The sequence below is a fragment of the Brevibacillus schisleri genome, from assembly GCF_055685845.1.
The window spans coordinates 4178796-4198689 of sequence record NZ_JBVNDM010000001.1 but is presented as its reverse complement, the minus strand read 5'-3'; the positions used below and the strand labels follow the sequence as shown (position 1 = coordinate 4198689).

Here is a 19894-nt window from a genome sequence, read left to right as displayed (position 1 = left end):
CTTACATAAATGAATTTTGATATCCTATAAGTAATACGAAAAAGGGGAGAAAAAAGGTGCGATTAACTTTTGATCATTTGGTTCATTTTGTACATCGGACTCCTCAGGAAGCAGCGGAGCAATTTTGCCAAGCGGGTTTTCATGCGGTAGCTGGAGGGCGTCATGCGTCTTGGGGGACATGGAATAGCCTTAGTTATTTCGGGCTTTCCTATGTTGAGTTTTTGGCGGTTGAACACCAAGAGCTTGCTCGACAATCAGAGAATCCGCTCATACGTCAATGCATCGAGGATGAGGCAAAGGGAGAAGGATTTGGACAGATTGCCCTTCGGACCAACGAGATGGATGCGTGGGCAGAGCGCTTGCGAAGCCAAGGCTTGCAGGTTACTGGACCTGTTGCGGGAAGTCGTACGCGTGATGATGGCACGACGCTTCGATGGAGGATGTTGTTCCTTGAAGATGCAGATAGTACTCTTCTTCCGCCCTTTCTCATTGAATGGTCGCAAACGGATGCAGAGAGAAGAGAAGATTTGACTAATCGCGGCATCATTGGCGCACATCCGAACGGTGCTGCCGATTTCAAGTCTGTAGGGTATGCCGTGACGGATCTGGAAGAAGCAACAGCACGTTGGCAAAGCTGGTTTGGGTGGGAGAAGAGCGAAGTATTCCACGATAAAGAATTGGGGGCCATCTGCCAAGCATTTGAACTTCCGGGTGGAAATGTAGTACTTTGCCAACCGATTGAGGAGGGAATGGCGCAGACTGCATGGAAAAAACGCGGGCAAAGACCGTTTTTTGCGAGGTTGGCAGGAGGAGGGACGAATAGTAAGTATAAGATTGGTGGAGGATCTTACTTTCTAGCAGAGCTGGAATAGTTATTTAGAACCGGGGGTGATACCAATGAAGTTGACACCACCCCTGGTAGATAGTTTAATCAGCATTTCCCTTCGTCTCTCGTAAAAGTACATGTGGAACAAGACGAATATATAAAAGTTCCCCAATCAGCTCTACAATGGTTTGCGTTACGATTACAGCAGACACTACCCCGTTTAGAGGTTCAGGTAGCGCCAGTGCAAAAGGAAGAACGACAAGAGAGTTTCGGGTTCCTGCACTAAAGATAAGAGCCCGCCCTGCTCCAGTATCTAAACGGAATATACGAGAAATGATACGTGCAAGAATCGGTGCTATGGCCATATAGGCTACATAAACGGGGATCACTAGGCTAATAAAATGAAAAGAGGTATATAGTTTAGAGATTTGAGATGCAACAACAATAAAAAGGGTTAGTGCCATAAAAGGCACAGGAAGCCATGCTGTAGCATCAAGAAAACGTTCTCCGTATGGTTGGCGTCTAGACCACCATTGAGTAAGGAGAGCAAGTACCAGTGGAGCGACAATAAGACCAAAAAATGCTTCGAAAAACGGTCCGACACTCACAATTTCTGCCGATGTCTTGCCCATAAAAAGCCCTAGATAAATAGGTAATAAAAGCATTTGGGTAACAAAGAGTATAGGGGTTGAAACCAGAACAAGCTTTTCGTTCCCTCTCCCAAGTTGTGTAAAGACGATAACATAGTCAATGCAAGGAGTAAGCAAAACGAGAAATACACCTAATAACATTGCTGGATCGTTTGGAAGAAACTGGGCCAACCCCCAAACAAGGATAGGTACAGCTATGTAATTCGTAACAAGCAGTGCATAAATGAACTTTCGATTCGATAGTGCCTCTTTTAAACGAAAAAACGGTATTTGGGCAAACATCCCATACAGTAAGATGGCAAGTATCAGCGAAATCATGCTATCTAAGCTCGCACTGGATTCTGGCCATAACAAGCCTATTCCAGCAGCAATAAGTAGTACGAAAGCATAGAGCCATACTTGATTCTTTTCCAATTCTTCTCTTGAAATCACTTCCTGTACTTCCCCTTCCTAACAGTCCTCTGTCTAATATCTGTATCATCGAGTGAAGCTGTTTTTTCTTCTCCTCAAGTTGGATGCGTTTAAGTAGTCGTTCGTCATAGCGACGTTGTCCCGTTTTTACGCTCCGGGGCAGGGAGCAAACCAAAAACCACCTCGAAATGGAGGTGGTTTTTTTACTAGGTACCAAACGTCTTTTTGGTTAAATTCCGGTACATCACCAGCATCGCGATACGCCAAGGCACGAGCATACCGAATGCGAGCAAGAAGAACAGTCCACCTGTTTGAATCGGTGTAAAGCTATCATTGATCAACAGTTTAATAATCAGCCGGATGACCAACAGACCGGACAAAATGAAGAAAAACGCACGGGACCGTTTCAAATACACATCTTGCCCAATGATTTCGAAACGTGACGTCATAATCAAAGGAATCGAAAAGATTACCCCAACCACAAAGGCTGCAATATCGAATTTGGGCGGTAATTGCGCCTCCGGGAACAAGAACATCGCAAACCCTGTCGCCATAAAGAATGGTGGCAAAATAATGCTTTTTGCAGAAGCCGGCTTTTTTTGCCGACGCATTCTCAAAAAGATCACTGCAATAGCCATCACGAGAGGCAGCAGGATTCCCAAAACGGGAGAGGAAAGGATCTGCATGGAAAAACGCCTCCATTCGTGTTCAACGTACATTCACTAGTGTACACCAAAGCATGGTCGATAGGAAAGCGTTTGTCATGGTACGTTCCATTCCATTACTAGGCAGCGGCTTCATCATGAGAGCGAACATCCAGCTTATGCTTTTTACTGTAAAGAAATGTTAACAATCCAAAGAGCAGTGTTATCGAGCCGATGAAGAGGAGGTAGCCGCTAATACCGAGAAGATCCAGCCCAACTCCTGTAATCGCGAGAGCCAACAAGAAGAATCCACGATCTAGCATGCTTTTGAAAGAAAAGAACCGCCCTTGCTGATGTGGTGGCAGGCGCTTCTGGAAAATTGTTGCGGTAACCGGGAAGAAGAAAGCAACGACAAAGCCGAACACGGAGAAGGAAGCAAGGACCATGAATTTGTTATCGGCGAATGACATGCCAAACTGGGACAGCGCGAAGAAAAAGAGCATGATGGTGGAAGCTGCCACGAGATTTCTGTGACCTATCCAACGTTTTGCCAAGAGCCCCCCAATCAAAATGCTGATTCCTTCTGCCGCATAGATCCATCCCATGAGCTGAGGTTCCTGTTGCAGCTCACTAAAGTTCAAGATCATCAGGTTCACACCGCCAAGGAACAAGGTGATCAACCCATTATTAATCAATCCGACAAACAAAGCCGGGTCTTGTCGCGAGATCGTCAGTACTTCGCGAAACTCCACTTTTTCCTGAATCTTCCGAGAAGTGACTGGAGGAATGCGGAGAAAGAGCGTGACCACAGCGAGTACTGCATACGCGATGATAGAGAATACATACAGCATGGACAGGTCCATGGACGCAACGAGTATACCGCCGATTGCTGTTCCGCCAATGCGCGAGAGCGTAGAGATATTCAAATATGCGCTGTTCGCCTTGAGTAACTCGTCCTGAGAAAGGATAGCTGGCAAGGAAGCCTGCACGGTCGGAAAATAAAAAGCAGCAGAGCATTGCATCACAATCAAAGATACGATCATCCACAGAAGAGAATCGTTTGCAAGAGCTGGGAACATGAAGACTGGGCTAAGTGTCCGGATCAGGCTGGCAAACAGCATGATCTTGCCTTTGTCGTACATGTCAATCACCACACCCGCTTTTGGGGCGAGGAGAATGCTGACCACCAATCCACACATCAGAATCAAGCCCTTCACCGTATCAGAAGGAACAAGTTTCTGCATGAACGAAAGATTGGCAATAATCGAAATCCACATGCCCGCTCCCGCGACGATCTCTCCGCTCATTAAAAGCAGAAAGGTACGATTACGCCATAACATGAGAGCCACTCCAAACATTCGTTAGATAGGTAAAAATTTGAACCGATCCTTTCCTTTGAGAAAAAGCGATTTCTCTAGTATAGCATTCATGCAAACGCTTGTATATTTATTGTCTATGTGGGTATTCTTCGTATTCATAACGGACAAACTAACGCAATGCTGCGGCCATTACGCCCAAAAGGAGATATTCGTAAATGGCGCGAAAACGAACGTTGCTACTGTTGATCGTGTATGGGTTTGCTGCGACACTCACGATCTTTTACGGACTGGTGGAAAAGCATAGTGTCATTATCACGTTCTTTTCTTTTCATGTGCTCGTATGCATCTGTATACCCGTCATTCACGGATGGTGGGAAGGAGATTTGCGCAAGCAATGGCAGTCCGCGTGGGGAAGTTTTGAATGGCAGGGTACTTTATACGGACTGGCACTTGGCGTTCTGATGTTGACAGGAGTGCTGGCTGGACTTTGGTTGCTCTTGCAGGAGCCGGGAAGACCTGAAGCCGTTCGAGCAGGCATGGAAGCATGGGGGATTAAGCGCCGCTGGATTTGGGTTTTTTCCGTCTATCTTATTTTCATTAACTCGCTGCTGGAAGAATTGTTCTGGCGAGGCTTCGTATTGCAGCGGTTTCGTGCATCCTTATCCCGCTTCCTATCCATTTTTCTTTCTGGCTTTTTTTATTCCTTGTATCACCTGATTATCTCTACGGTCCTATTTGGTTTGCGAAACGGCTTGTTCATTACGTCGTTGGTTTTTGGTGTAGGGCTGATATGGGGATGGCTGAAAGAAATGTTTCCTTCGATTTATCCAAACTGGATTAGTCATTTACTCGCGGATTTGGGTCTCGCACTAGCTGTGGTTCTCTGGATTTATTGACCGGATAGGAGGGAGAAAATGATGCTGGCGATACATGAAGAAACGAGGCTTCGCAAGCGATTGCTTAGCATACTTCGGCAAAACAGTGAAGCATTTCAACTCTACTATGACACGTATGGGTATACCCCGGTTGAGCCGTTGCTGGAATATCTTCATACACTGAAAGGGTGCGCATACATAACCAGGCAAGATCTTCAACAAGTCGTGGAATTCGATCCGGAGCGGAGTATCGAATGGGACGGAGGATCACTCATTCGAGTTACCTACGGCTTTTTGCCCTCGATTGCAAAAAGCAGGCTAATGGAGATCGTGCCACCTGATGTTCTCTATTACGGGACACATCGAAAGTTATTGAAACAAGTACTCACTGGCGGCCTGTTGCCGATCGCCAGTGAGTATGTGCAGCTTGCGGATAGACCAGAGCATATTGGAGAGCCGACAGACACATTGCACCTCGTCACTGTGAATGCAAAGGAAGCCCATGAAGCCGGCATTTGCTTTTACCGAGTGGGTGAGCACTATTGCTTGAGCGATGCTGTCCCAGCCAGTTGTCTACAGCTGTACGCTGATTAGTTTGACTCGTTGTTCCGACGTGCTTCGCGCATTTGTAGCTGGTGCTGGCGTTCTGCCATAACTTCGCTGCGATCCCTCAAGGTATGCTTATTCAGCAAGTAGGCGTCTTGCATATCGCTATCCCGATGCTCAGGGTGATTTTGCATCGTACAAGCCTCTTGATACGCCTGTTTCAAAGCATCGGACATGGGCAGGGATATGCTTCGATAGGGCTGACCATTTTGCATTTCTGTCAGACGCTCTTCAAGCAGGCTCGCCAGACTTTCACTATCCAACCCAAGCTTTTGGATGTCTAGATGATGCTTTTTGACAAGGGAAATGGCGCTCGTGAGCATCTTGATTGCACCTGCCTGATTCCCGCGTCTCTGATGATAAAGAGCGACGGAGATTTGAATCAAACCAACCCACACAGGCTGACGCTCATCGGGAGGAGCGCTTTTCCAATATTCCTCGAGAATCTCATGGCACTCAAAATAATCGCGTTCTACATGAAACTGGATCAAATAATCCAGATACGGTTGCGGATACATGGTGATCTTCACCTCACTGCTTGGTTTTCAATGGATCGTTTATGTACTATTATAAAGCATAGAGAGTAGAAAATGAGGTGTAAAACGATTTATGACAAGAGATGAACTCGTAGCCGTATTGGAAAAAAAGCGAATGACCGAAATCATAGAACTAATCGAGGATGCTGAACAGGGCGAGCTGGAAGAGCTCGAGCTTGTGGAAAGCCTAGGATTACTCATGGATCAGGAGTTGAACAAAGAAGTCCTTTCGTTATTGGAGAGCTTGGGTGTCACCATTATTTACGTAAGCGGCGATGAAGAAGACGAAGAGGATGAAAACGACGACGAAGACGACGACATTTCGTAAAAAAGAGAACCAACCTTGTGCATGGTGCCAGGTTGGTTTTTTGCATTTCTTACTTTTGCGTCCATACGCGATTTTTATTTCGTGTAGCAGGGAACTTTTCCCCTCTAGAAAGCTCGATGATCATCGGGTCCTGCACACTTGCACCGGACTCACCAATCTCCATGTATACGGCATTTTTCGGAGACTTTTCTCCTTCACGAAAACGGCTGTGTTCTCCCACGAAGGCACCTTCTTCCTAAGGATTTGTCATCTGCATTAGTATGACCCGGTATACAGGCTTAATGCCCTCCTTTTATTGACGATAAGTTTTGAATTCTCGCTTCGTCTGGTCCTCTGTCTTGCTCGGAAAAACAGCGATCCAATCAACGTTTGACCACTCCTACTGCAAAATAGCCTACGAGACATCCGCTGATTTTGACTAGAATCTAGACTTCTGTCCATGCCGATATGTCATCACCTACATACCTTGTAGATGTAACGAAAAGGAAGGAGTGAGGTTAATGAGTTGCGGATGCAGAAGATCTCGTCGCAGATGCTTTAAATGCTGCGAAAAGAAAGTGTACAGAAAGCATTGCTTCTACAAGCCACACTACAGAACCCATTGTAAGCCATACGGTCGTAGTTGTGGACACGGTCACTTTGGTGGTTTTGAACACTTTGGCGGCGGTTACGATGGCTTCGATGGTTACGGCTCCTCTTATGGTGGCGGATACGGCGGCGGTTACGGTGGAAGTCACGGCGGAAGTAACGAGAGCAAGTATTAATAGAGAAAGGCGCCGGAGTGGCGCTTTTTTCGTTTTTTCGCAAGTTTCGAGCAATTTGTCGTACAATAGTGGAAAAGGGTTAAGGGAGGTATGGATATGCAATTCCTGAATGGGAAAGAGGAACGAATGTGGGCGATGATCGTACATCTATCTGCCTTCCTTGGTTTTGTCGTTCCGTTCGGCAATGTATTAGGACCTTTAATCGTATGGTTGATCAAGCGTGAAGAGGGAGCCTTTTTTTATCAGCATGGAAAAGAGGCCCTGAATTTTAGCATCTCGGTAATGATTTATGCCGCCATTTCAAGTTTATTGATCATCATTTTTATCGGTGCACTATTATTGGGAGCCCTTTTTATTTTTTGGGCGATCTTCGTGATCATCGCTGCGGTGAAAGCGAATGAAGGAAAAGAATTCCGTTACCCGCTCACTCTCCGGTTTATCAAATAACCGTTCTTGGGAAAGTCGTTCCTCGTGGGACGGCTTTTTATATTTGTTTGAATTTTCCATTAAAAAGAGGGTGAACAGTCGTTCATCTCGAAATACAAGTGAGTGTAGTCGGTGAAGGGGGAGTCAAATCATGTTGACGGGAGTGACAATAGTTGATTTTTCTCGCCATCTTCCAGGGCCGCTTTGTACGATGCGCCTGGCTGATTTGGGGGCAGAGGTCATTGAGGTGGAACCGTTTCACGACAAAGCCCACTCACCGTTAACCAGACCTTCTCATTCGGAAGCTAGAGAGACGGGAGCGTTTTACCTGCGTTCACATCGCAATCATAAAAGTATTTCCTTGAATTTGCGGACGAATGAGGGAAAAGCGCTCGCGTTTGCTCTGGCCAGACAGGCTGATGTCGTGGTGGAAAGCTATCGACCGGGTGTGATGCGACATTTGGGACTTGATTACGACCACCTGTGGGAGATGCACCCTGCGGTCATTTATTGCTCTGTGACGGGCTATGGCCAAAGCGGCGAGCTATACCAAATAGGGGGGTATGACTTGAATGTCCAGGCAGTAAGCGGATTTCTCTCACTGGTTCGCGATCTGGAAGGCAAGCCTGTCGTTGCAGATATTCCGCTTTCTGATTACGCGCTCGGGCTGTATGCCAGTGAACAAATATGCGCGGCGCTTGTGCAACGTGCGCGGACAGGCCGGGGAGCTTATTTGGATGTTTCGTCGGCTGACTTGTTTAGTTCTTGGACAGGGCTGCACGCACTGTTTATGTCATACAGCTCCTCCATTGGACGGGAGACCGGGAGAGAGAGTTTGCTGGCGTATCAGGTCTATGAGACAGCAGACGGTCAGTTTGTTGCACTTGCTGCGTTGGAAGAGAAGTTCTGGCTCAATTTTTGCCGCGCGGTAGGAAGAGCAGACTGGGAGCTATGCCACCGGGCTAGCGTTGCTTTGCATCCAGAGATGTTTGACGATATGAAAGCACTGTTTCTGTCAAGAACCCAAGCCGAGTGGAGCGAGCTGGGCAGTGAGGTGGATTGCTGTCTGACCGCCGTTGAAGATTGGGAAAACTGGGCAGACAATCCGTACGTTGCGAACAGGGAGATAGCGTATACGCTTCCTTATTTGGAAAAGAAGTCGCCCAATCAAGAGCGGAGTTTCGCGCATCGCTGTAGGGCGGAGAGGTTGTCACCCCCGTGGCACACCGATTACACGCACGAGCTGCTCAAGCGCAAGCTGAACCTGACAGAAGAGGATTTGAGCCGGCTGCAAAGGCAGGGGGTTATTCCTGTCGCTTCTTCATAGGAAAGGGTGAGAAAAAGGATGGAACAAGATCATCAAACACAATTGATCGTATCAAAAGCGGATGGAATCTGCACGATGACGCTAAACAGGCCACACGTCCTTAATGCAATGACGGTTGAAATGTTTTCCCTTTTGCAGGACGCGATTGCAAAAGCTTCAGCAGATGAGGAGGTCGATGTGCTTCTGTTGCGGGGAGCAGGAGGGAACTTTTGCTCCGGTGCGGATTTGGGCGTGTTGACTGCGCTGACGGATAAGAGTGATGCTGATCAATCATTGACGATCATTAATGATTTCATCACCAACTTGCATCAAATGCCAAAGCCTGTGATTGCAGTCATCGAAGGAGTAGCTGTCGGAGCGGGACTCAATCTTGCGTTGCATGCTGATTTTGTCATTGCGACGGAAGATGCTCTGTTGCAGGAGCCTTTTGTCCAGATCGGTCTGACAACGGATTTTGGCGGGACATACCTTTTGCCGAGGCTTGTTGGTACGGCGTGGGCGAAGCGGCTCGCACTGCTGGGAGAAAGGATTACAGGGAAAAAGGCGGAGGAAATCGGCTTGATCTATCGAGCCGTTGAAGCCAGTCAAGTCGAAAGTGAGCTGGAAAAATTGGTTACTGCGGTACGTCGCCTGCCGAAACAAGCGTATGCCGTAACCAAAGAAGGGTTGGGACGCTGCCAGATACACGACCTAGAATATGCCCTGGCCTGGGAAAAGCAGCAGCAGCCATCCCTGATCGCACATCCTGAATTTCAGACGCTTGTACAAGCGAAGGTAAAGCGGACGTAGCGATTTTTTGGCAGGGAAATGCTTAGCTCACGGGATTGATTAGATTGAAAAGTCCAAAGGGAACTTTATCCGTTGAGCAAAGGGCCATTCTGTGTTAAAGTAGGGATATCAAGATCCTGCGATGTACGATAGGCCGTAAATGTTTCTAACCTTATACGTGTTTTTCGGGAGACGGAAACTGTGATGGATGTCAGGCCCACCTCCTTTTTGGATGCATGGGAAGGCTGAAGTGCAGAAGGGTCGCCCACCTGTGTGAGCGCAGGTTATAGAAACATGAGGTCAACGGCAGAGCGGGGACTTGGCCGTTTATGAATGCAATGAATGACCGATAGCAAAAACAAAAACCACTTGGAATCTGCTTCCAGGTGGTTTTTGTTTTTTGTCTTCAAACTAATGAGTGGTTTTGTTTTGCTTGCCCGAGCCGTGGCTCTGCCCTTGTTTTTGGGCGCCTTGATCTTGATCCCCATGATCGACAATGGTCAGGTCCTTTTCAAGGGTTTGGGAGTCTTGGGCATCTTGAAGAATTTGATACATTTGCAGGAAATTCGCTTTTTGTCCCTCAGGAATTCCTTTAATGCGGACGGTCAGTTCTTGCGGGCCATTTTGCTGTTGTCCGCCTTGGCCACCGCCTTGACTGTTCCCTTGCCCGCTGTGTTCATTTGAACTCGGTTGTTCATCGAGAAAGCTGAGAAACATCGAGTCGCTGTCTTGGTCTTGTTGATGGTTTTGTCCGCCGTCGTGTGATTGCTGTCCTTGTCCGTTTCCACCTTGTCCACCTTGCTGCTCAAACAGCACGTTGAATTCGTTCAGATCGGTCTGGATGATGCCAATAACGTTCATCCTGATCCTCCTTCCAAAATAGAAATGATGCTTCAGCCCGGATGTTTGGAATGGTGGACGCCGTGCCGTTGCAGGTAACCATGGAAAAAGTATTCGACCACCGTAATGGCAAATGTCGTCAACAACAAACCTGATAAGGATATGGTCTGGCCAAACAAGTAACAGCCAAGCCACAAGGAAGCATACACGAACAAGAAATCAGCGGTGCTTGCAAACGTATTATTCGTACGAGGGAGGATTGTCAAATCCAGTACATAACCCAGTAAACTGACAATCACGCTTGCGAGCACGGCAAACATAAGGGACGTCCCTGACCACCAAAGCCCTGGAATGGCAATGATTCCGTTAAACAAGAGCTTGAGAACGATGTTCAAAGAGCGAACACCACCTTTCATGCCCTTAGTATGAACTTAGGTAGTCGCACTATTCGTAGAAGAGGTGTTTGATTTTAAACGGCGGATCAGTGCTTCATCCGGTGTCACATACAGCGTTCGTTGCTGCTCGTAGATCACATAGCCCGGCTTGGCCCCGCTCGGTTTTTTTACATGCTTCACGAGCGTGTAATCTACGGGAATTTGACTTCCTTCTTTGGCGCGACTGAAGAAAGCCGCCAGATTCGCTGCTTCAAGCAACGTCTCATCCGAAAATTCCCGAGCGCGAATGACCACATGGGATCCAGGAATATCCTTGGTGTGCAGCCATGTTTCTTGCGACGATGCGAGCTTGTTGGTCAGGTATTCATTTTGTTTATTGTTTTTGCCGACCAAAATTTCAATGCCATCCGAAGAAAGGTACGTATCCAGCTCTGGTCGGGTATCTTTTTTCTTGCGCGGACCACGTTTTTTACGATCGCGCATGTAGCCTTGCTCAACGAGCTCCTCGCGAATTTCTTCGGCATCTTTTAAGGTGGCATGTTCCAGTTGGACCAATACGCCGTCCAAATACAAGAGCTCAGCCTGCGCTTGCTCAATCTGCTCACTCACGATGGAAAGGCTGTTTTTGGCCTTGTTATACCGTTTGTAATACGACTGCAAATTTTCCGACGGGGTCTTTAATGGGTCGAGCGGAATGGTGATGGTACCTCCCGCTTCGTCATACCAGTTGACTGTGACGAGCTCGCGATCCCCTCGCTTCATTTGGTGCATATTGGCGGTGATCAATTCACCGTACAGGCGAAACTGATCTGCTTCATGCGCATCTTTCAGCGTTTGCTCGAGCTTCTCGATTTTCTTTTCATTTTTATTGCGCTCAACAGTGACAAAGCGAATCAAATCGTGCGCACGTTGTTTGACAGTGTCACGAAGCGCTTTTCCTTCGTAAAATGCCTGCAAGCATTCTTGGACGGAAGGATAGGGGGTGGTAACTCCATTTGAGAGATGTGTCAGCTCGACGACGTGAAAATACGCTTTGCCGTTTGCCTCTACAATGGATGGCACATACGCATGATCGTTGATTGCCTTCATCACCTGTGAAAAGGCAGCCCACAGTGATTCACGATTCGCGAGGCCGGCTCTGTGCAAAATTTCTTTTGCCAATAAGGGACTGATCCCGGTATAGCCATCTACAATTTGCTTGTCCAAACGACCGCCGTTCCAGTCGAGGGAAGAAATAAACGCTTGCTCGGTTACAGTGAGAGGGTCGCGTTTATCTTGGCTCGGAGGAGAGACAAAAGGTCTGCCAGGGGTAACTTGTCTGTACTGGCTAATGGCGAGCGTCACATGCATGGCGCTATCCAAAATCATTCCGGATGCAGGATCGATGAGGATGATGTTACTGTGCTTGCCCATGATCTCTACAATAATGCGACGGACAGCCGTGTCACCCAGCTCATCCCGAGTGCGTACGTCAATGTGAATAATTCGCTCCATCCCGATTTGCTGAACGGATTCAATTACGCCGCCCTCACAATGCTTGCGCAATAGCATGCAAAACATCGGAGCTTCCAGCGGATTCGTGAATTCTTCTGTCGTGATGTGCAAGCGGGGATAGGTCGGGTTTGCAGACAGGAGGAACTTTACCGTTTCTCCTTGAGTCCGTACTTGCATAATAATATCGCTATGGTGGGGCTGGTGGATTTTCGAGATGCGTCCTCCTACCAGTTTATGTAATTCCCGCGCAACAGAGCGGGTTACTACGCCATCAAATGCCACAAAAGTCACCTCAGATCAAAAAAATGGCTAGAATAATAGATAGAGAGCTGCCAGTCACAGTGTAGCATAAGTCAGAGCAAGGAGGAATCTCATCGTGGTGGGGGTGCTTCGGTTGACACTGCCAAGAGTTGTCTCCTATAATAAATTAACGATTTTGCGTCTATGGAAGTGAAAACTTGTGATTCGAAGCATGACTGGTTACGGTAGAAAAGAAGATAGCAAAGGCTCCATTCGAGCAACAGTCGAGATACGTGCAGTGAATCACCGCTTTTCTGAGATTGTCGTGCGCCTGCCCAAAGCATGGAATATGCTTGAGGATTCGATTCGTAAGCTGGTCGCACAGTACGTCAGAAGAGGGCGTGTCGATGTCACTGTCTCAGTGGAAGGGAAAAATTCTTCTGCTACGGTTATGGACATTGACTGGGATGTAGCTGAACAGCTAGTCTCCATTTCCCGCGAGATGACTCAGCGTTTTGCGCTAGAGACGCCTTTAACTGTCAAGGATCTGCTACACTTTCCTGGCGTGATACATACCAAAGAGTCAGAGGACGACAATGTGGAGGAGCTGGCAGAGTGGCTCCAAGACCTAGTCAGGGGCGCGGCCATGGATCTCATTTCGATGAAAGAGACCGAGGGTAAACTGTTGCACGCTGATCTAGCCAGTCGCCTGACTACCGTCAACACATGGACGCGGGAAATCTCCCAGTTGGCCCCACTTTGTAAGGAAGATTATAAGGGCCGACTCGAGCAACGCGTAAGTGAGTGGGCCGGTTTGACGCCTTATGAATTGGACCCTGCTCGTGTAGCACAAGAGGTTGCCTTTTTCGCTGATAAAAGTGATATTAGTGAAGAGTTGACCCGTTTAGATAGTCATTGCCAACAGTTTGCCAATCAATTAGGCAAAGAAGAAGCAATTGGTCGAAAACTGGATTTTCTGCTCCAAGAAATGAATCGGGAAGCCAATACGATTGCTTCCAAAGCGAATCATTTGCGCATACAGCATTTGGCTGTCGAGATCAAGACAGAACTGGAGAAGATGCGGGAGCAAATACAGAATGTCGAGTAGCATGAAAGGATGGGCTGGGCCGTCATGGCAATCAAGCTAATCAATATCGGTTTTGGCAACATCGTCAATGCCAACCGCATTATTTCAATTGTAAGTCCGGAGTCCGCTCCTATCAAACGGATCATCCAGGAAGCGCGCGATCGCAACATGCTAGTGGACGCTACCTATGGGAGACGTACACGTGCGGTCATTATTACTGACAGCGATCACGTGATTTTGTCAGCGGTACAGCCAGAAACCGTGGCACAGCGCTTGACTACGAAGGATGACGAATCGGACGAATAAAGTAGGAGTGTAAACAATGAGCATGGTTGATCGTGGTCTCCTTTTGGTTCTTTCTGGACCAGCTGGTGTGGGAAAAGGAACAGTATGCAAGGCACTTCGTGAAGTGATGCCTGATCTGGTGTATTCTGTTTCCGCTACCACACGCCAGCCGCGTCCTGGAGAGGTAGAAGGAGTTAATTACTTTTTTAAAAGCCAGGAAGAGTTCAAGCGGATGATTGAAGAAGATGCTCTCCTGGAATGGGCAGAATACGTGGGGAATTACTACGGAACCCCTCGTCAGTTCGTGGACGATATGCTCAATGAGGGGCGTGATGTCATTCTTGAGATTGAAGTCCAGGGTGCTCTTCAAGTAAAAGAGAGCTTCCCGCAAGGTACATTCTTGTTCCTGGCTCCGCCTGATTTAAACGAACTGGAAAACCGGATCGTGGGACGCGGGACAGAATCACAAGAGATCATTCGCAAACGCATGGAAGTGGCGCGTGCTGAAATCGAGCTCATGGACCACTACGATTATGTAGTCGTCAATGACGTCATCGAATCGGCGTGCGATCGAATCCGAGCGATTATTACAGCGGAGCATCTGAAAAAAGATCGTCAGGTTCACAAATATCGCAAATGGTTACAGGAGGTTGAATAGAATTATGTTGTATCCATCTATTGACGAATTGACCCAAAAAGCGGAGAGCAAGTACATCCTCGTGACAGTCGCATCCAAGCGTGCGCGTCAGCTTCGCGAAAATAGCGAAATTCAAGTCGTGAGACCAAAATCCAAAAAGTTTGTAGGTTTGGCACTGGAGGAGTTCATCTCCGACGAGCTCGTTCACGAGTTTTTGGACGGTCGCAAATAAGCAGTCACCTTTAAAAACAACCTCACGAGGTTGTTTTTTTCGGATTTCGGATAGGGGAGAAAGGAGAGAGTGCAGATGCATTCGCTTGCAGGAAAACGAATTGTTCTTGGAGTATCTGGCGGCATCGCTGCTTATAAGGCTGCTGCACTGACCAGCAAGCTGACACAAGCAGGTGCATTGGTGCATGTCATTTTGACAGAGAGCGCCTTACAGTTTATTCAGCCTTTGACGTTTCAAGCCTTGTCTCACCTGCCTGTTTATACAGATACATTTACGGAACCAGATCCACATGTGATTAGTCATATTGAACTGGCTGATCGAGCTGATCTCATTTTGATCGCGCCAGCAACGGCAAACGTGATTGGCAAAATGGCGAATGGCATTGCGGATGATATGCTGACGACGACTGTATTGGCTACGAAAGCGCCCGTCATGATCGCGCCTGCCATGAACGTCAATATGTACAATCACCCTGCGGTTATCGCCAATATGGATAAGCTTACGGCTTATGGTTATCGGTTTGTGGAACCGGGTGTCGGGCTTTTGGCATGTGGCTGGATTGGCAAAGGACGTTTGGCGGAACCAGAGGAAATCGTCGAAGCTGTGCGTCAGTGGTTTGCCTCCGATGAGACCAGACAAACGATCCGTAAAAAAGATTTGCAGGACAAGCGCGTACTGATCACAGCGGGACCGACTCGTGAAAAAATTGATCCCGTTCGTTACATAACCAATCATGCTTCAGGAAAAATGGGCTACGCCATCGCGGAAGCGGCAAGAGACAGAGGGGCAAAGGTCACGTTGGTCAGTGGGCCGACAACCTTGGCACGTCCTGATGGAGTAGAATTCATCGCGGTGGAATCGGTACAAGAAATGTTCGATGCCGTCATGGAGCAGTTGCCACACTGTGACATTGTCGTCAAATCAGCAGCCGTTTCCGATTATCGACCGAAGCATGTAGCTGAACATAAGCTGAAAAAGGGTGATGGTCCACTCGACCTCGTGCTAGAAAAAGCACCTGATATTTTAAAGACAATTGGTGAGCGCAAAACGAAGCAATTCGTTGTAGGCTTTGCAGCAGAGACCCAAAATGTGTTACAGCATGCCCAGTCCAAGCTGGAGCGAAAAAATCTCGATATGATCGTAGCCAATAATGTGTTGCTTGAGGGAGCAGGTATGGGGAGCGATACGAATATCGTGACCTTGCTAACCCGTGGCGGCGAGCAACTGGCATTGGATAAATTAAGTAAGCGGGCTGTGGCAGACAAGCTGTTTGATGCTGTCCTTGCCGTCCAAGAGCATAGACCGCTCCAAGATCTGTCATGATCGCCCAAATTATCGTCGACGTTCCGGTCAATCGGACGAATCGACCTTTTGATTACCATGTTCCGCCTTGGTTGCGTCCACTAATTCGCATTGGCAGCCGCGTGGTTGTCCCGTTTGGCCCCCGTCAACTGCAAGGCTATGTTATTGGGATCGTAGAGGACGATCAAGCCATACCAGATCGTTCGCGACTAAAAGATGTCGTGCAGGTACAAGACGACACGCCTCCTCTCACGCCAGAGCTGCTAAAGATGAGCGAATGGATGTCCAAGCAATACTTGTGTCCGTGGGTAACGGCAGTACAGGCCATGCTTCCGGCTGTGCTCAAAGGGAAGTCGGAGAAGTGGTTGACAGCGACAGACGCGTTGGACGAAGAGGCATGCGGGAGATCGGGGCTTCTGTGGGAATTATTTCGCAAACGGCAATTGCCGCTGACAGAAGTGGAGAAACAATTTGGGGAGGAGTATTTACTCGTTCCGGGTTGGATACAGAGTGGATTGCTTGCTACGGAGTATCAAGTTAGGGACAAAATAACCCGCAAGCAGCAATCATTTGTCAGAAGCTTATTGGATGAGGGGAAGCTGGAAGAAGCGATTGGTTCGTTGCCAGCACGGGCAGAGCAGATGCGCCGTGTCCTTCAACTAATGCTCATGCACAAGGAGCAGTCCTTATCTGTACAAATGCTGCGGGAGGAATACGGAATTACGCGCTCTCCGCTAAAAAGCCTGGAAGCAAAAGGCTGGATCGCGATCGAGCAAGTGGAGGTCTACAGGGACCCGTACGCTAATCGACGATTCCAGGAAAAGCAGAAGCCTGTCTTTACCCCGGTACAGGAGGAGGTACTGACACCTATCTTACAATCGATTGAATCGGGAACCTATGCTTCTTACTTGCTGCACGGGGTTACCGGAAGCGGTAAGACAGAAGTGTATCTCGAAGCGATCGAACGCACGTTGGAAAAAGGGCGCGAGGCGATCTTTCTCGTTCCTGAAATTTCACTGACCCCGCAAATGGTAGAGCGCTTCAAAGCTCGTTTTGGCGCAGATGTAGCTGTTTTGCACAGTGCGTTGTCACAAGGAGAGCGTTATGACGAGTGGCGCAAGATCATTCGCAAGCAAGTCAAAGTGGTGGTAGGTGCCCGATCTGCCATCTTTGCTCCGTTTCGGAATGTTGGCTTGATTGTGATCGATGAAGAGCATGAGAGCTCGTATAAGCAAGAAGAGACCCCGCGATATCATGCACGAGAAGTAGCTCTATGGCGAGCGAAAGAGAATCAGGGTGTCCTTGTCATGGGAAGTGCGACTCCTGCCCTGGAGACGTATGCATTGGCTACGCGAGGCCGATACGAGCTGTTGCGTATGCCAGAGCGTGTCGGGAATCGCCCGATGCCAGAGGTACATGTCGTAGATATGCGCGAGGAGCTTCAGGCCCAGAATCGCTCGATGTTCAGTCGGAAGCTGCATGAGATGATTGCGGATCGATTGGCAAAAGAAGAACAGATGGTCATTTTCCTTAATCGAAGAGGCTTTTCTACCTTTGTCATGTGCCGCTCCTGCGGATATACGATGCGTTGCATTCATTGCGACATCTCGCTTACTTATCATAAAACCAATCATACGGCGCGCTGCCATTACTGTGGATATACCATCGCACAGCCTAAGCATTGTCCTGAGTGTCAAAGTGAACATATACGCTTTTTTGGTACGGGAACGCAAAAGGTGGAAGCCGAGCTGGCAAAGCTTTTTCCTGGAATCCGGGTCATCCGAATGGACGTGGACACGACCTCGCGAAAAGGCTCTCACGAAGAGCTGTTAAATAAATTCCGCTCGGGTCAAGGAGACGTTCTGCTCGGTACACAGATGATTGCCAAGGGACTTGATTTTCCACGAGTGACGTTAGCGGGTATCATTGCAGCGGATACATCCTTACATCTGCCCGACTTTCGTGCAGCGGAGAAGACATTTCAGCTTTTGACGCAGGTAGGTGGACGGGCAGGACGGCATGAGCTGGACGGAGATGTTGTGATTCAGACGTATACGCCGGAGCACTATAGCATTGTTCATGCGACTAAACATGATTATCCTGCATTTTATCAGGATGAAATGATGCAGCGCAGACGAACAGGCTACCCGCCATATTTCCGTCTCGTATTAATTACGTTTAGCCACGAGGAGGTACCTGTAGTGATCCGTGGTGCGCATTCGATGGCTGACTATTTGCGGCAGCGTTTGGCACAGACGACGATCCTCTTGGGCCCTGTGGCTTCGCCCATTGCGAGGGTGAAGGATAGATTTCGTTTTCAGATCATGCTAAAATATCGTGATGAACCGCAACTGTCAGACCTGCTCGCTCAGGCGACGGCTGCGTTTGAAGAATGGAACAAACAGCAGAAAGTATTGATGACGATTGACGTCGACCCTTACGTACTGCTTTAGGGAGGATATGAAACACATGGCGATTCGCACAATTGTAAAACATCCAGATCCGATTTTGCGTGAAAAAGCAATGGTCGTAACCAAATTTAATTCCAACTTGCACAAGCTGCTTGATGATATGGCAGACACGATGTACGATGCAGACGGTGTAGGCTTGGCTGCTCCACAAGTGGGCATCTCCAAGCGTGTCATCGTGATGGATTGCGGTGATGGACTGATTGAAATGATCAATCCGGAAATCATTGAGCATGAAGGGGAGCAATACGATTATCCAGAAGGCTGCTTGAGCATTCCTGGCCTGCAAGGAGACGTTCGTCGCCACAAGTGGATCAAGCTGCGCGGTCATGACCGTAACGGGAATGTGGTTGAGCTCGAGGCAGACGACCTGTTGTCCCGTTGTGCTCAACACGAGATCGATCATTTGAACGGTGTCCTCTTTATCGATGTAGCTGACAAGGTGTACAAAGTAAACCCGAACCAGGAAGGGGAATAACCATTTGAAAGATGCTCGCATCCTGTTTATGGGTACGCCTGACTTTGCTGTATCGAGTCTTACGGCAGTACTCGAAGCAGGCTACAACGTGATTGGAGTCGTAACACAACCCGATCGTCCCGTTGGACGCAAGCAAGTATTGACGCCGCCCCCCGTGAAGGAGGCGGCTTTGCGTCATGGACTTTTGGTATTGCAACCGGAAAAAATCAAGGCAGAGGAAGCGCTTGAAGAAGTGCTGGCCCTCAAGCCTGATCTGATCATTACCGCGGCATATGGGCAGATTTTGCCTAAAAAACTGCTCGATGCCCCGAAATATGGCTGCATCAATGTGCACGCTTCTCTTTTGCCGAAATATCGCGGCGGTGCCCCGATTCATAAATCGATTGTCGAGGGAGAAGCGGAAACAGGCGTAACCATCATGTACATGGTGGAAGCTCTCGATGCAGGGGATATGCTGTCCAAGGTAGTCGTGCCGATTGAAGAGCGCGATACAGTGGGGACCTTGCATGACAAATTGGCTGCGGCAGGCTCGGAGCTGTTGATTGCTACTGTTCCGCCCCTGTTGGCTGGTGAGCTAGTAGCAGAGCAACAGGATCATTCGGCAGCGACTTTTGCCCCGAATATCAAGCGTACAGACGAAAAAATTGACTGGAGCCGTTCTGCGGAACAGATTTACAACCAAGTCCGCGGCTTGAATCCGTGGCCTGTCGCATTTACTACATGCGAAGGAAAGATTTGGAAGCTGTGGTGGGTAGAAAAAATGCCTGCGTCCGGTGAAGACAAAGAGCCGGGAACCATCATCGCCCGTGAGGAAGACGGTATCGTTGTCGCTTGCGGTAGCGGTGCTGTGAAAATAACCGAATTGCAGCCAGAAGGCAAAAAACGTATGAGTGCACTCGACTTTTTGCGCGGAGCGGGCAGCAGCATTGAAATCGGCACAAAGGTAGGAGAATAGT

General features: G+C 48.4%; 24 protein-coding genes and 1 other RNA gene. 17 read left to right on the top strand and 8 right to left on the bottom strand.

Annotation, left to right across the window (positions count from 1 at the left end):
* The first annotated feature begins 56 nt into the window (after positions 1 to 56).
* On the top strand, positions 57 to 872 hold the full coding sequence (locus tag ACUUHJ_RS19780) for a VOC family protein (RefSeq protein ID WP_472299692.1): 816 nt from the start codon (positions 57 to 59) through the stop codon (positions 870 to 872).
* Positions 873 to 927: 55 nt separating this feature from the next.
* Here ACUUHJ_RS19780 and ACUUHJ_RS19775 read toward each other — a convergent pair whose 3' ends face one another.
* The 3 genes from ACUUHJ_RS19775 to ACUUHJ_RS19765 form a co-directional block, all read right to left on the bottom strand.
* On the bottom strand, positions 928 to 1908 hold the full coding sequence (locus tag ACUUHJ_RS19775) for an arsenic resistance protein (RefSeq protein ID WP_472299691.1): 981 nt from the start codon (positions 1906 to 1908) through the stop codon (positions 928 to 930).
* A 185-nt stretch (positions 1909 to 2093) separates the two neighbouring features.
* On the bottom strand, positions 2094 to 2573 hold the full coding sequence (locus tag ACUUHJ_RS19770) for a CcdC family protein (protein ID WP_015892012.1): 480 nt from the start codon (positions 2571 to 2573) through the stop codon (positions 2094 to 2096).
* 98 nt (positions 2574 to 2671) lie between these two features.
* Positions 2672 to 3871, bottom strand: coding sequence for an MFS transporter (locus ACUUHJ_RS19765; protein ID WP_016742014.1), 1200 nt, complete (start codon positions 3869 to 3871; stop codon positions 2672 to 2674).
* Positions 3872 to 4065: 194 nt separating this feature from the next.
* Between ACUUHJ_RS19765 and ACUUHJ_RS19760 the strand changes: the two genes are divergently transcribed.
* Both ACUUHJ_RS19760 and ACUUHJ_RS19755 read left to right on the top strand, forming a co-directional pair.
* A complete protein-coding gene (locus ACUUHJ_RS19760) occupies positions 4066 to 4746 on the top strand; it encodes a lysostaphin resistance A-like protein (protein ID WP_472299690.1) in 681 nt (226 codons plus the stop codon).
* Between the two features lie 18 nt (positions 4747 to 4764).
* Positions 4765 to 5319, top strand: coding sequence for an RNA 2'-phosphotransferase (locus ACUUHJ_RS19755; protein WP_289673576.1), 555 nt, complete (start codon positions 4765 to 4767; stop codon positions 5317 to 5319).
* Here ACUUHJ_RS19755 and ACUUHJ_RS19750 read toward each other — a convergent pair.
* Positions 5316 to 5849 (bottom strand): DUF309 domain-containing protein, encoded by a 534-nt coding sequence (locus ACUUHJ_RS19750; RefSeq protein WP_289673575.1) that lies wholly within the window; start codon positions 5847 to 5849, stop codon positions 5316 to 5318. The genes ACUUHJ_RS19755 and ACUUHJ_RS19750 overlap by 4 nt on opposite strands.
* A gap of 91 nt (positions 5850 to 5940) precedes the next feature.
* Here ACUUHJ_RS19750 and ACUUHJ_RS19745 point away from each other — a divergent pair, with 91 nt between their 5' ends.
* On the top strand, positions 5941 to 6195 hold the full coding sequence (locus ACUUHJ_RS19745; protein ID WP_472299689.1) for a hypothetical protein: 255 nt from the start codon (positions 5941 to 5943) through the stop codon (positions 6193 to 6195).
* 49 nt (positions 6196 to 6244) lie between these two features.
* On the opposite strand, the gene ACUUHJ_RS19740 is transcribed toward ACUUHJ_RS19745, so the two are convergent.
* The gene (locus ACUUHJ_RS19740) at positions 6245 to 6415 is read right to left on the bottom strand and encodes a YjzC family protein (protein ID WP_007728413.1); all 171 of its coding nucleotides are present in this window, start codon (positions 6413 to 6415) and stop codon (positions 6245 to 6247) included.
* A 280-nt stretch (positions 6416 to 6695) separates the two neighbouring features.
* On the opposite strand from ACUUHJ_RS19740, the gene ACUUHJ_RS19735 reads away from it, so the two are divergent.
* The 5 genes from ACUUHJ_RS19735 to ssrS all read left to right on the top strand — a co-directional run bounded on the left by ACUUHJ_RS19735 (position 6696) and on the right by ssrS (position 9802).
* A complete protein-coding gene (locus ACUUHJ_RS19735; protein ID WP_472299688.1) occupies positions 6696 to 6959 on the top strand; it encodes a hypothetical protein in 264 nt (87 codons plus the stop codon).
* A 96-nt stretch (positions 6960 to 7055) separates the two neighbouring features.
* Positions 7056 to 7406 (top strand): DUF4870 domain-containing protein, encoded by a 351-nt coding sequence (locus ACUUHJ_RS19730; protein ID WP_015892006.1) that lies wholly within the window; start codon positions 7056 to 7058, stop codon positions 7404 to 7406.
* Positions 7407 to 7536: 130 nt separating this feature from the next.
* Positions 7537 to 8712, top strand: a complete 1176-nt coding sequence (locus tag ACUUHJ_RS19725; RefSeq protein WP_472299687.1) for a CaiB/BaiF CoA transferase family protein — start codon at positions 7537 to 7539, stop codon at positions 8710 to 8712.
* 18 nt (positions 8713 to 8730) lie between these two features.
* Entirely contained in the window at positions 8731 to 9501 is a 771-nt protein-coding gene (locus ACUUHJ_RS19720; RefSeq protein ID WP_289673571.1) for an enoyl-CoA hydratase/isomerase family protein, read from the top strand.
* A gap of 110 nt (positions 9502 to 9611) precedes the next feature.
* Positions 9612 to 9802, top strand: a non-coding RNA gene (ssrS, locus tag ACUUHJ_RS19715) — 6S RNA.
* An 89-nt stretch (positions 9803 to 9891) separates the two neighbouring features.
* Here the strand turns inward: ssrS and ACUUHJ_RS19710 are convergent.
* From ACUUHJ_RS19710 to ACUUHJ_RS19700, 3 genes are read right to left on the bottom strand one after another with little or no spacing between them, the layout of a single operon-like run.
* Positions 9892 to 10341 carry a hypothetical protein gene (locus ACUUHJ_RS19710; protein ID WP_472299686.1) on the bottom strand — a complete coding sequence of 150 codons (450 nt, stop codon included), beginning with the start codon at positions 10339 to 10341 and terminating at the stop codon, positions 9892 to 9894.
* A 32-nt stretch (positions 10342 to 10373) separates the two neighbouring features.
* Positions 10374 to 10715: a DUF2512 family protein gene (locus tag ACUUHJ_RS19705; RefSeq protein WP_015892002.1), complete on the bottom strand. Its 342-nt coding sequence runs from the start codon at positions 10713 to 10715 to the stop codon at positions 10374 to 10376.
* Positions 10716 to 10751: 36 nt separating this feature from the next.
* Positions 10752 to 12491 (bottom strand): Rqc2 family fibronectin-binding protein, encoded by a 1740-nt coding sequence (locus ACUUHJ_RS19700; protein WP_289673569.1) that lies wholly within the window; start codon positions 12489 to 12491, stop codon positions 10752 to 10754.
* 178 nt (positions 12492 to 12669) lie between these two features.
* On the opposite strand from ACUUHJ_RS19700, the gene ACUUHJ_RS19695 reads away from it, so the two are divergent.
* The 8 genes from ACUUHJ_RS19695 (at position 12670) to fmt (ending at position 19893) form a co-directional block, all read left to right on the top strand.
* Positions 12670 to 13557 (top strand): YicC/YloC family endoribonuclease, encoded by an 888-nt coding sequence (locus ACUUHJ_RS19695; protein ID WP_472299685.1) that lies wholly within the window; start codon positions 12670 to 12672, stop codon positions 13555 to 13557.
* A gap of 24 nt (positions 13558 to 13581) precedes the next feature.
* A complete protein-coding gene (gene remA, locus ACUUHJ_RS19690; RefSeq protein ID WP_015891999.1) occupies positions 13582 to 13842 on the top strand; it encodes an extracellular matrix/biofilm regulator RemA in 261 nt (86 codons plus the stop codon).
* Between the two features lie 16 nt (positions 13843 to 13858).
* The gene (gmk, locus tag ACUUHJ_RS19685) at positions 13859 to 14479 is read left to right on the top strand and encodes a guanylate kinase (protein ID WP_289673567.1); all 621 of its coding nucleotides are present in this window, start codon (positions 13859 to 13861) and stop codon (positions 14477 to 14479) included.
* Between the two features lie 4 nt (positions 14480 to 14483).
* Entirely contained in the window at positions 14484 to 14690 is a 207-nt protein-coding gene (rpoZ, locus tag ACUUHJ_RS19680) for a DNA-directed RNA polymerase subunit omega (protein WP_106653312.1), read from the top strand.
* 75 nt (positions 14691 to 14765) lie between these two features.
* The gene (gene coaBC, locus ACUUHJ_RS19675) at positions 14766 to 16013 is read left to right on the top strand and encodes a bifunctional phosphopantothenoylcysteine decarboxylase/phosphopantothenate--cysteine ligase CoaBC (RefSeq protein WP_472299684.1); all 1248 of its coding nucleotides are present in this window, start codon (positions 14766 to 14768) and stop codon (positions 16011 to 16013) included.
* Positions 16010 to 18445, top strand: coding sequence for a primosomal protein N' (gene priA / locus ACUUHJ_RS19670; protein ID WP_289673565.1), 2436 nt, complete (start codon positions 16010 to 16012; stop codon positions 18443 to 18445). Before coaBC ends, priA begins: the two co-directional genes overlap by 4 nt.
* Positions 18446 to 18461: 16 nt before the next feature.
* The gene (gene def / locus ACUUHJ_RS19665) at positions 18462 to 18938 is read left to right on the top strand and encodes a peptide deformylase (protein ID WP_015891995.1); all 477 of its coding nucleotides are present in this window, start codon (positions 18462 to 18464) and stop codon (positions 18936 to 18938) included.
* A 4-nt stretch (positions 18939 to 18942) separates the two neighbouring features.
* The gene (fmt, locus tag ACUUHJ_RS19660; protein WP_289673564.1) at positions 18943 to 19893 is read left to right on the top strand and encodes a methionyl-tRNA formyltransferase; all 951 of its coding nucleotides are present in this window, start codon (positions 18943 to 18945) and stop codon (positions 19891 to 19893) included.
* Position 19894 lies beyond the last annotated feature (1 nt).

Bases quoted from the DNA above. Each gene is read 5' to 3' on its own strand.
- def (WP_015891995.1), top strand. From the start codon at position 18,462: ATGGCGATTCGCACAATTGTAAAACATCCAGATCCGATTTTGCGTGAA.
- ACUUHJ_RS19745 (WP_472299689.1), top strand. From the start codon at position 5,941: ATGACAAGAGATGAACTCGTAGCCGTATTGGAAAAAAAGCGAATGACC.
- ACUUHJ_RS19760 (WP_472299690.1), top strand. From the start codon at position 4,066: ATGGCGCGAAAACGAACGTTGCTACTGTTGATCGTGTATGGGTTTGCT.
- coaBC (WP_472299684.1), top strand. From the start codon at position 14,766: ATGCATTCGCTTGCAGGAAAACGAATTGTTCTTGGAGTATCTGGCGGC.
- ACUUHJ_RS19735 (WP_472299688.1), top strand. From the start codon at position 6,696: ATGAGTTGCGGATGCAGAAGATCTCGTCGCAGATGCTTTAAATGCTGC.
- ACUUHJ_RS19765 (WP_016742014.1), bottom strand. From the start codon at position 3,871: ATGTTATGGCGTAATCGTACCTTTCTGCTTTTAATGAGCGGAGAGATC.
- ACUUHJ_RS19770 (WP_015892012.1), bottom strand. From the start codon at position 2,573: ATGCAGATCCTTTCCTCTCCCGTTTTGGGAATCCTGCTGCCTCTCGTG.
- ACUUHJ_RS19720 (WP_289673571.1), top strand. From the start codon at position 8,731: ATGGAACAAGATCATCAAACACAATTGATCGTATCAAAAGCGGATGGA.
- ACUUHJ_RS19725 (WP_472299687.1), top strand. From the start codon at position 7,537: ATGTTGACGGGAGTGACAATAGTTGATTTTTCTCGCCATCTTCCAGGG.
- gmk (WP_289673567.1), top strand. From the start codon at position 13,859: ATGAGCATGGTTGATCGTGGTCTCCTTTTGGTTCTTTCTGGACCAGCT.
- ACUUHJ_RS19730 (WP_015892006.1), top strand. From the start codon at position 7,056: ATGCAATTCCTGAATGGGAAAGAGGAACGAATGTGGGCGATGATCGTA.
- ACUUHJ_RS19750 (WP_289673575.1), bottom strand. From the start codon at position 5,849: ATGTATCCGCAACCGTATCTGGATTATTTGATCCAGTTTCATGTAGAA.
- ACUUHJ_RS19755 (WP_289673576.1), top strand. From the start codon at position 4,765: ATGATGCTGGCGATACATGAAGAAACGAGGCTTCGCAAGCGATTGCTT.
- ACUUHJ_RS19710 (WP_472299686.1), bottom strand. From the start codon at position 10,341: ATGAACGTTATTGGCATCATCCAGACCGATCTGAACGAATTCAACGTG.
- rpoZ (WP_106653312.1), top strand. From the start codon at position 14,484: ATGTTGTATCCATCTATTGACGAATTGACCCAAAAAGCGGAGAGCAAG.
- priA (WP_289673565.1), top strand. From the start codon at position 16,010: ATGATCGCCCAAATTATCGTCGACGTTCCGGTCAATCGGACGAATCGA.
- remA (WP_015891999.1), top strand. From the start codon at position 13,582: ATGGCAATCAAGCTAATCAATATCGGTTTTGGCAACATCGTCAATGCC.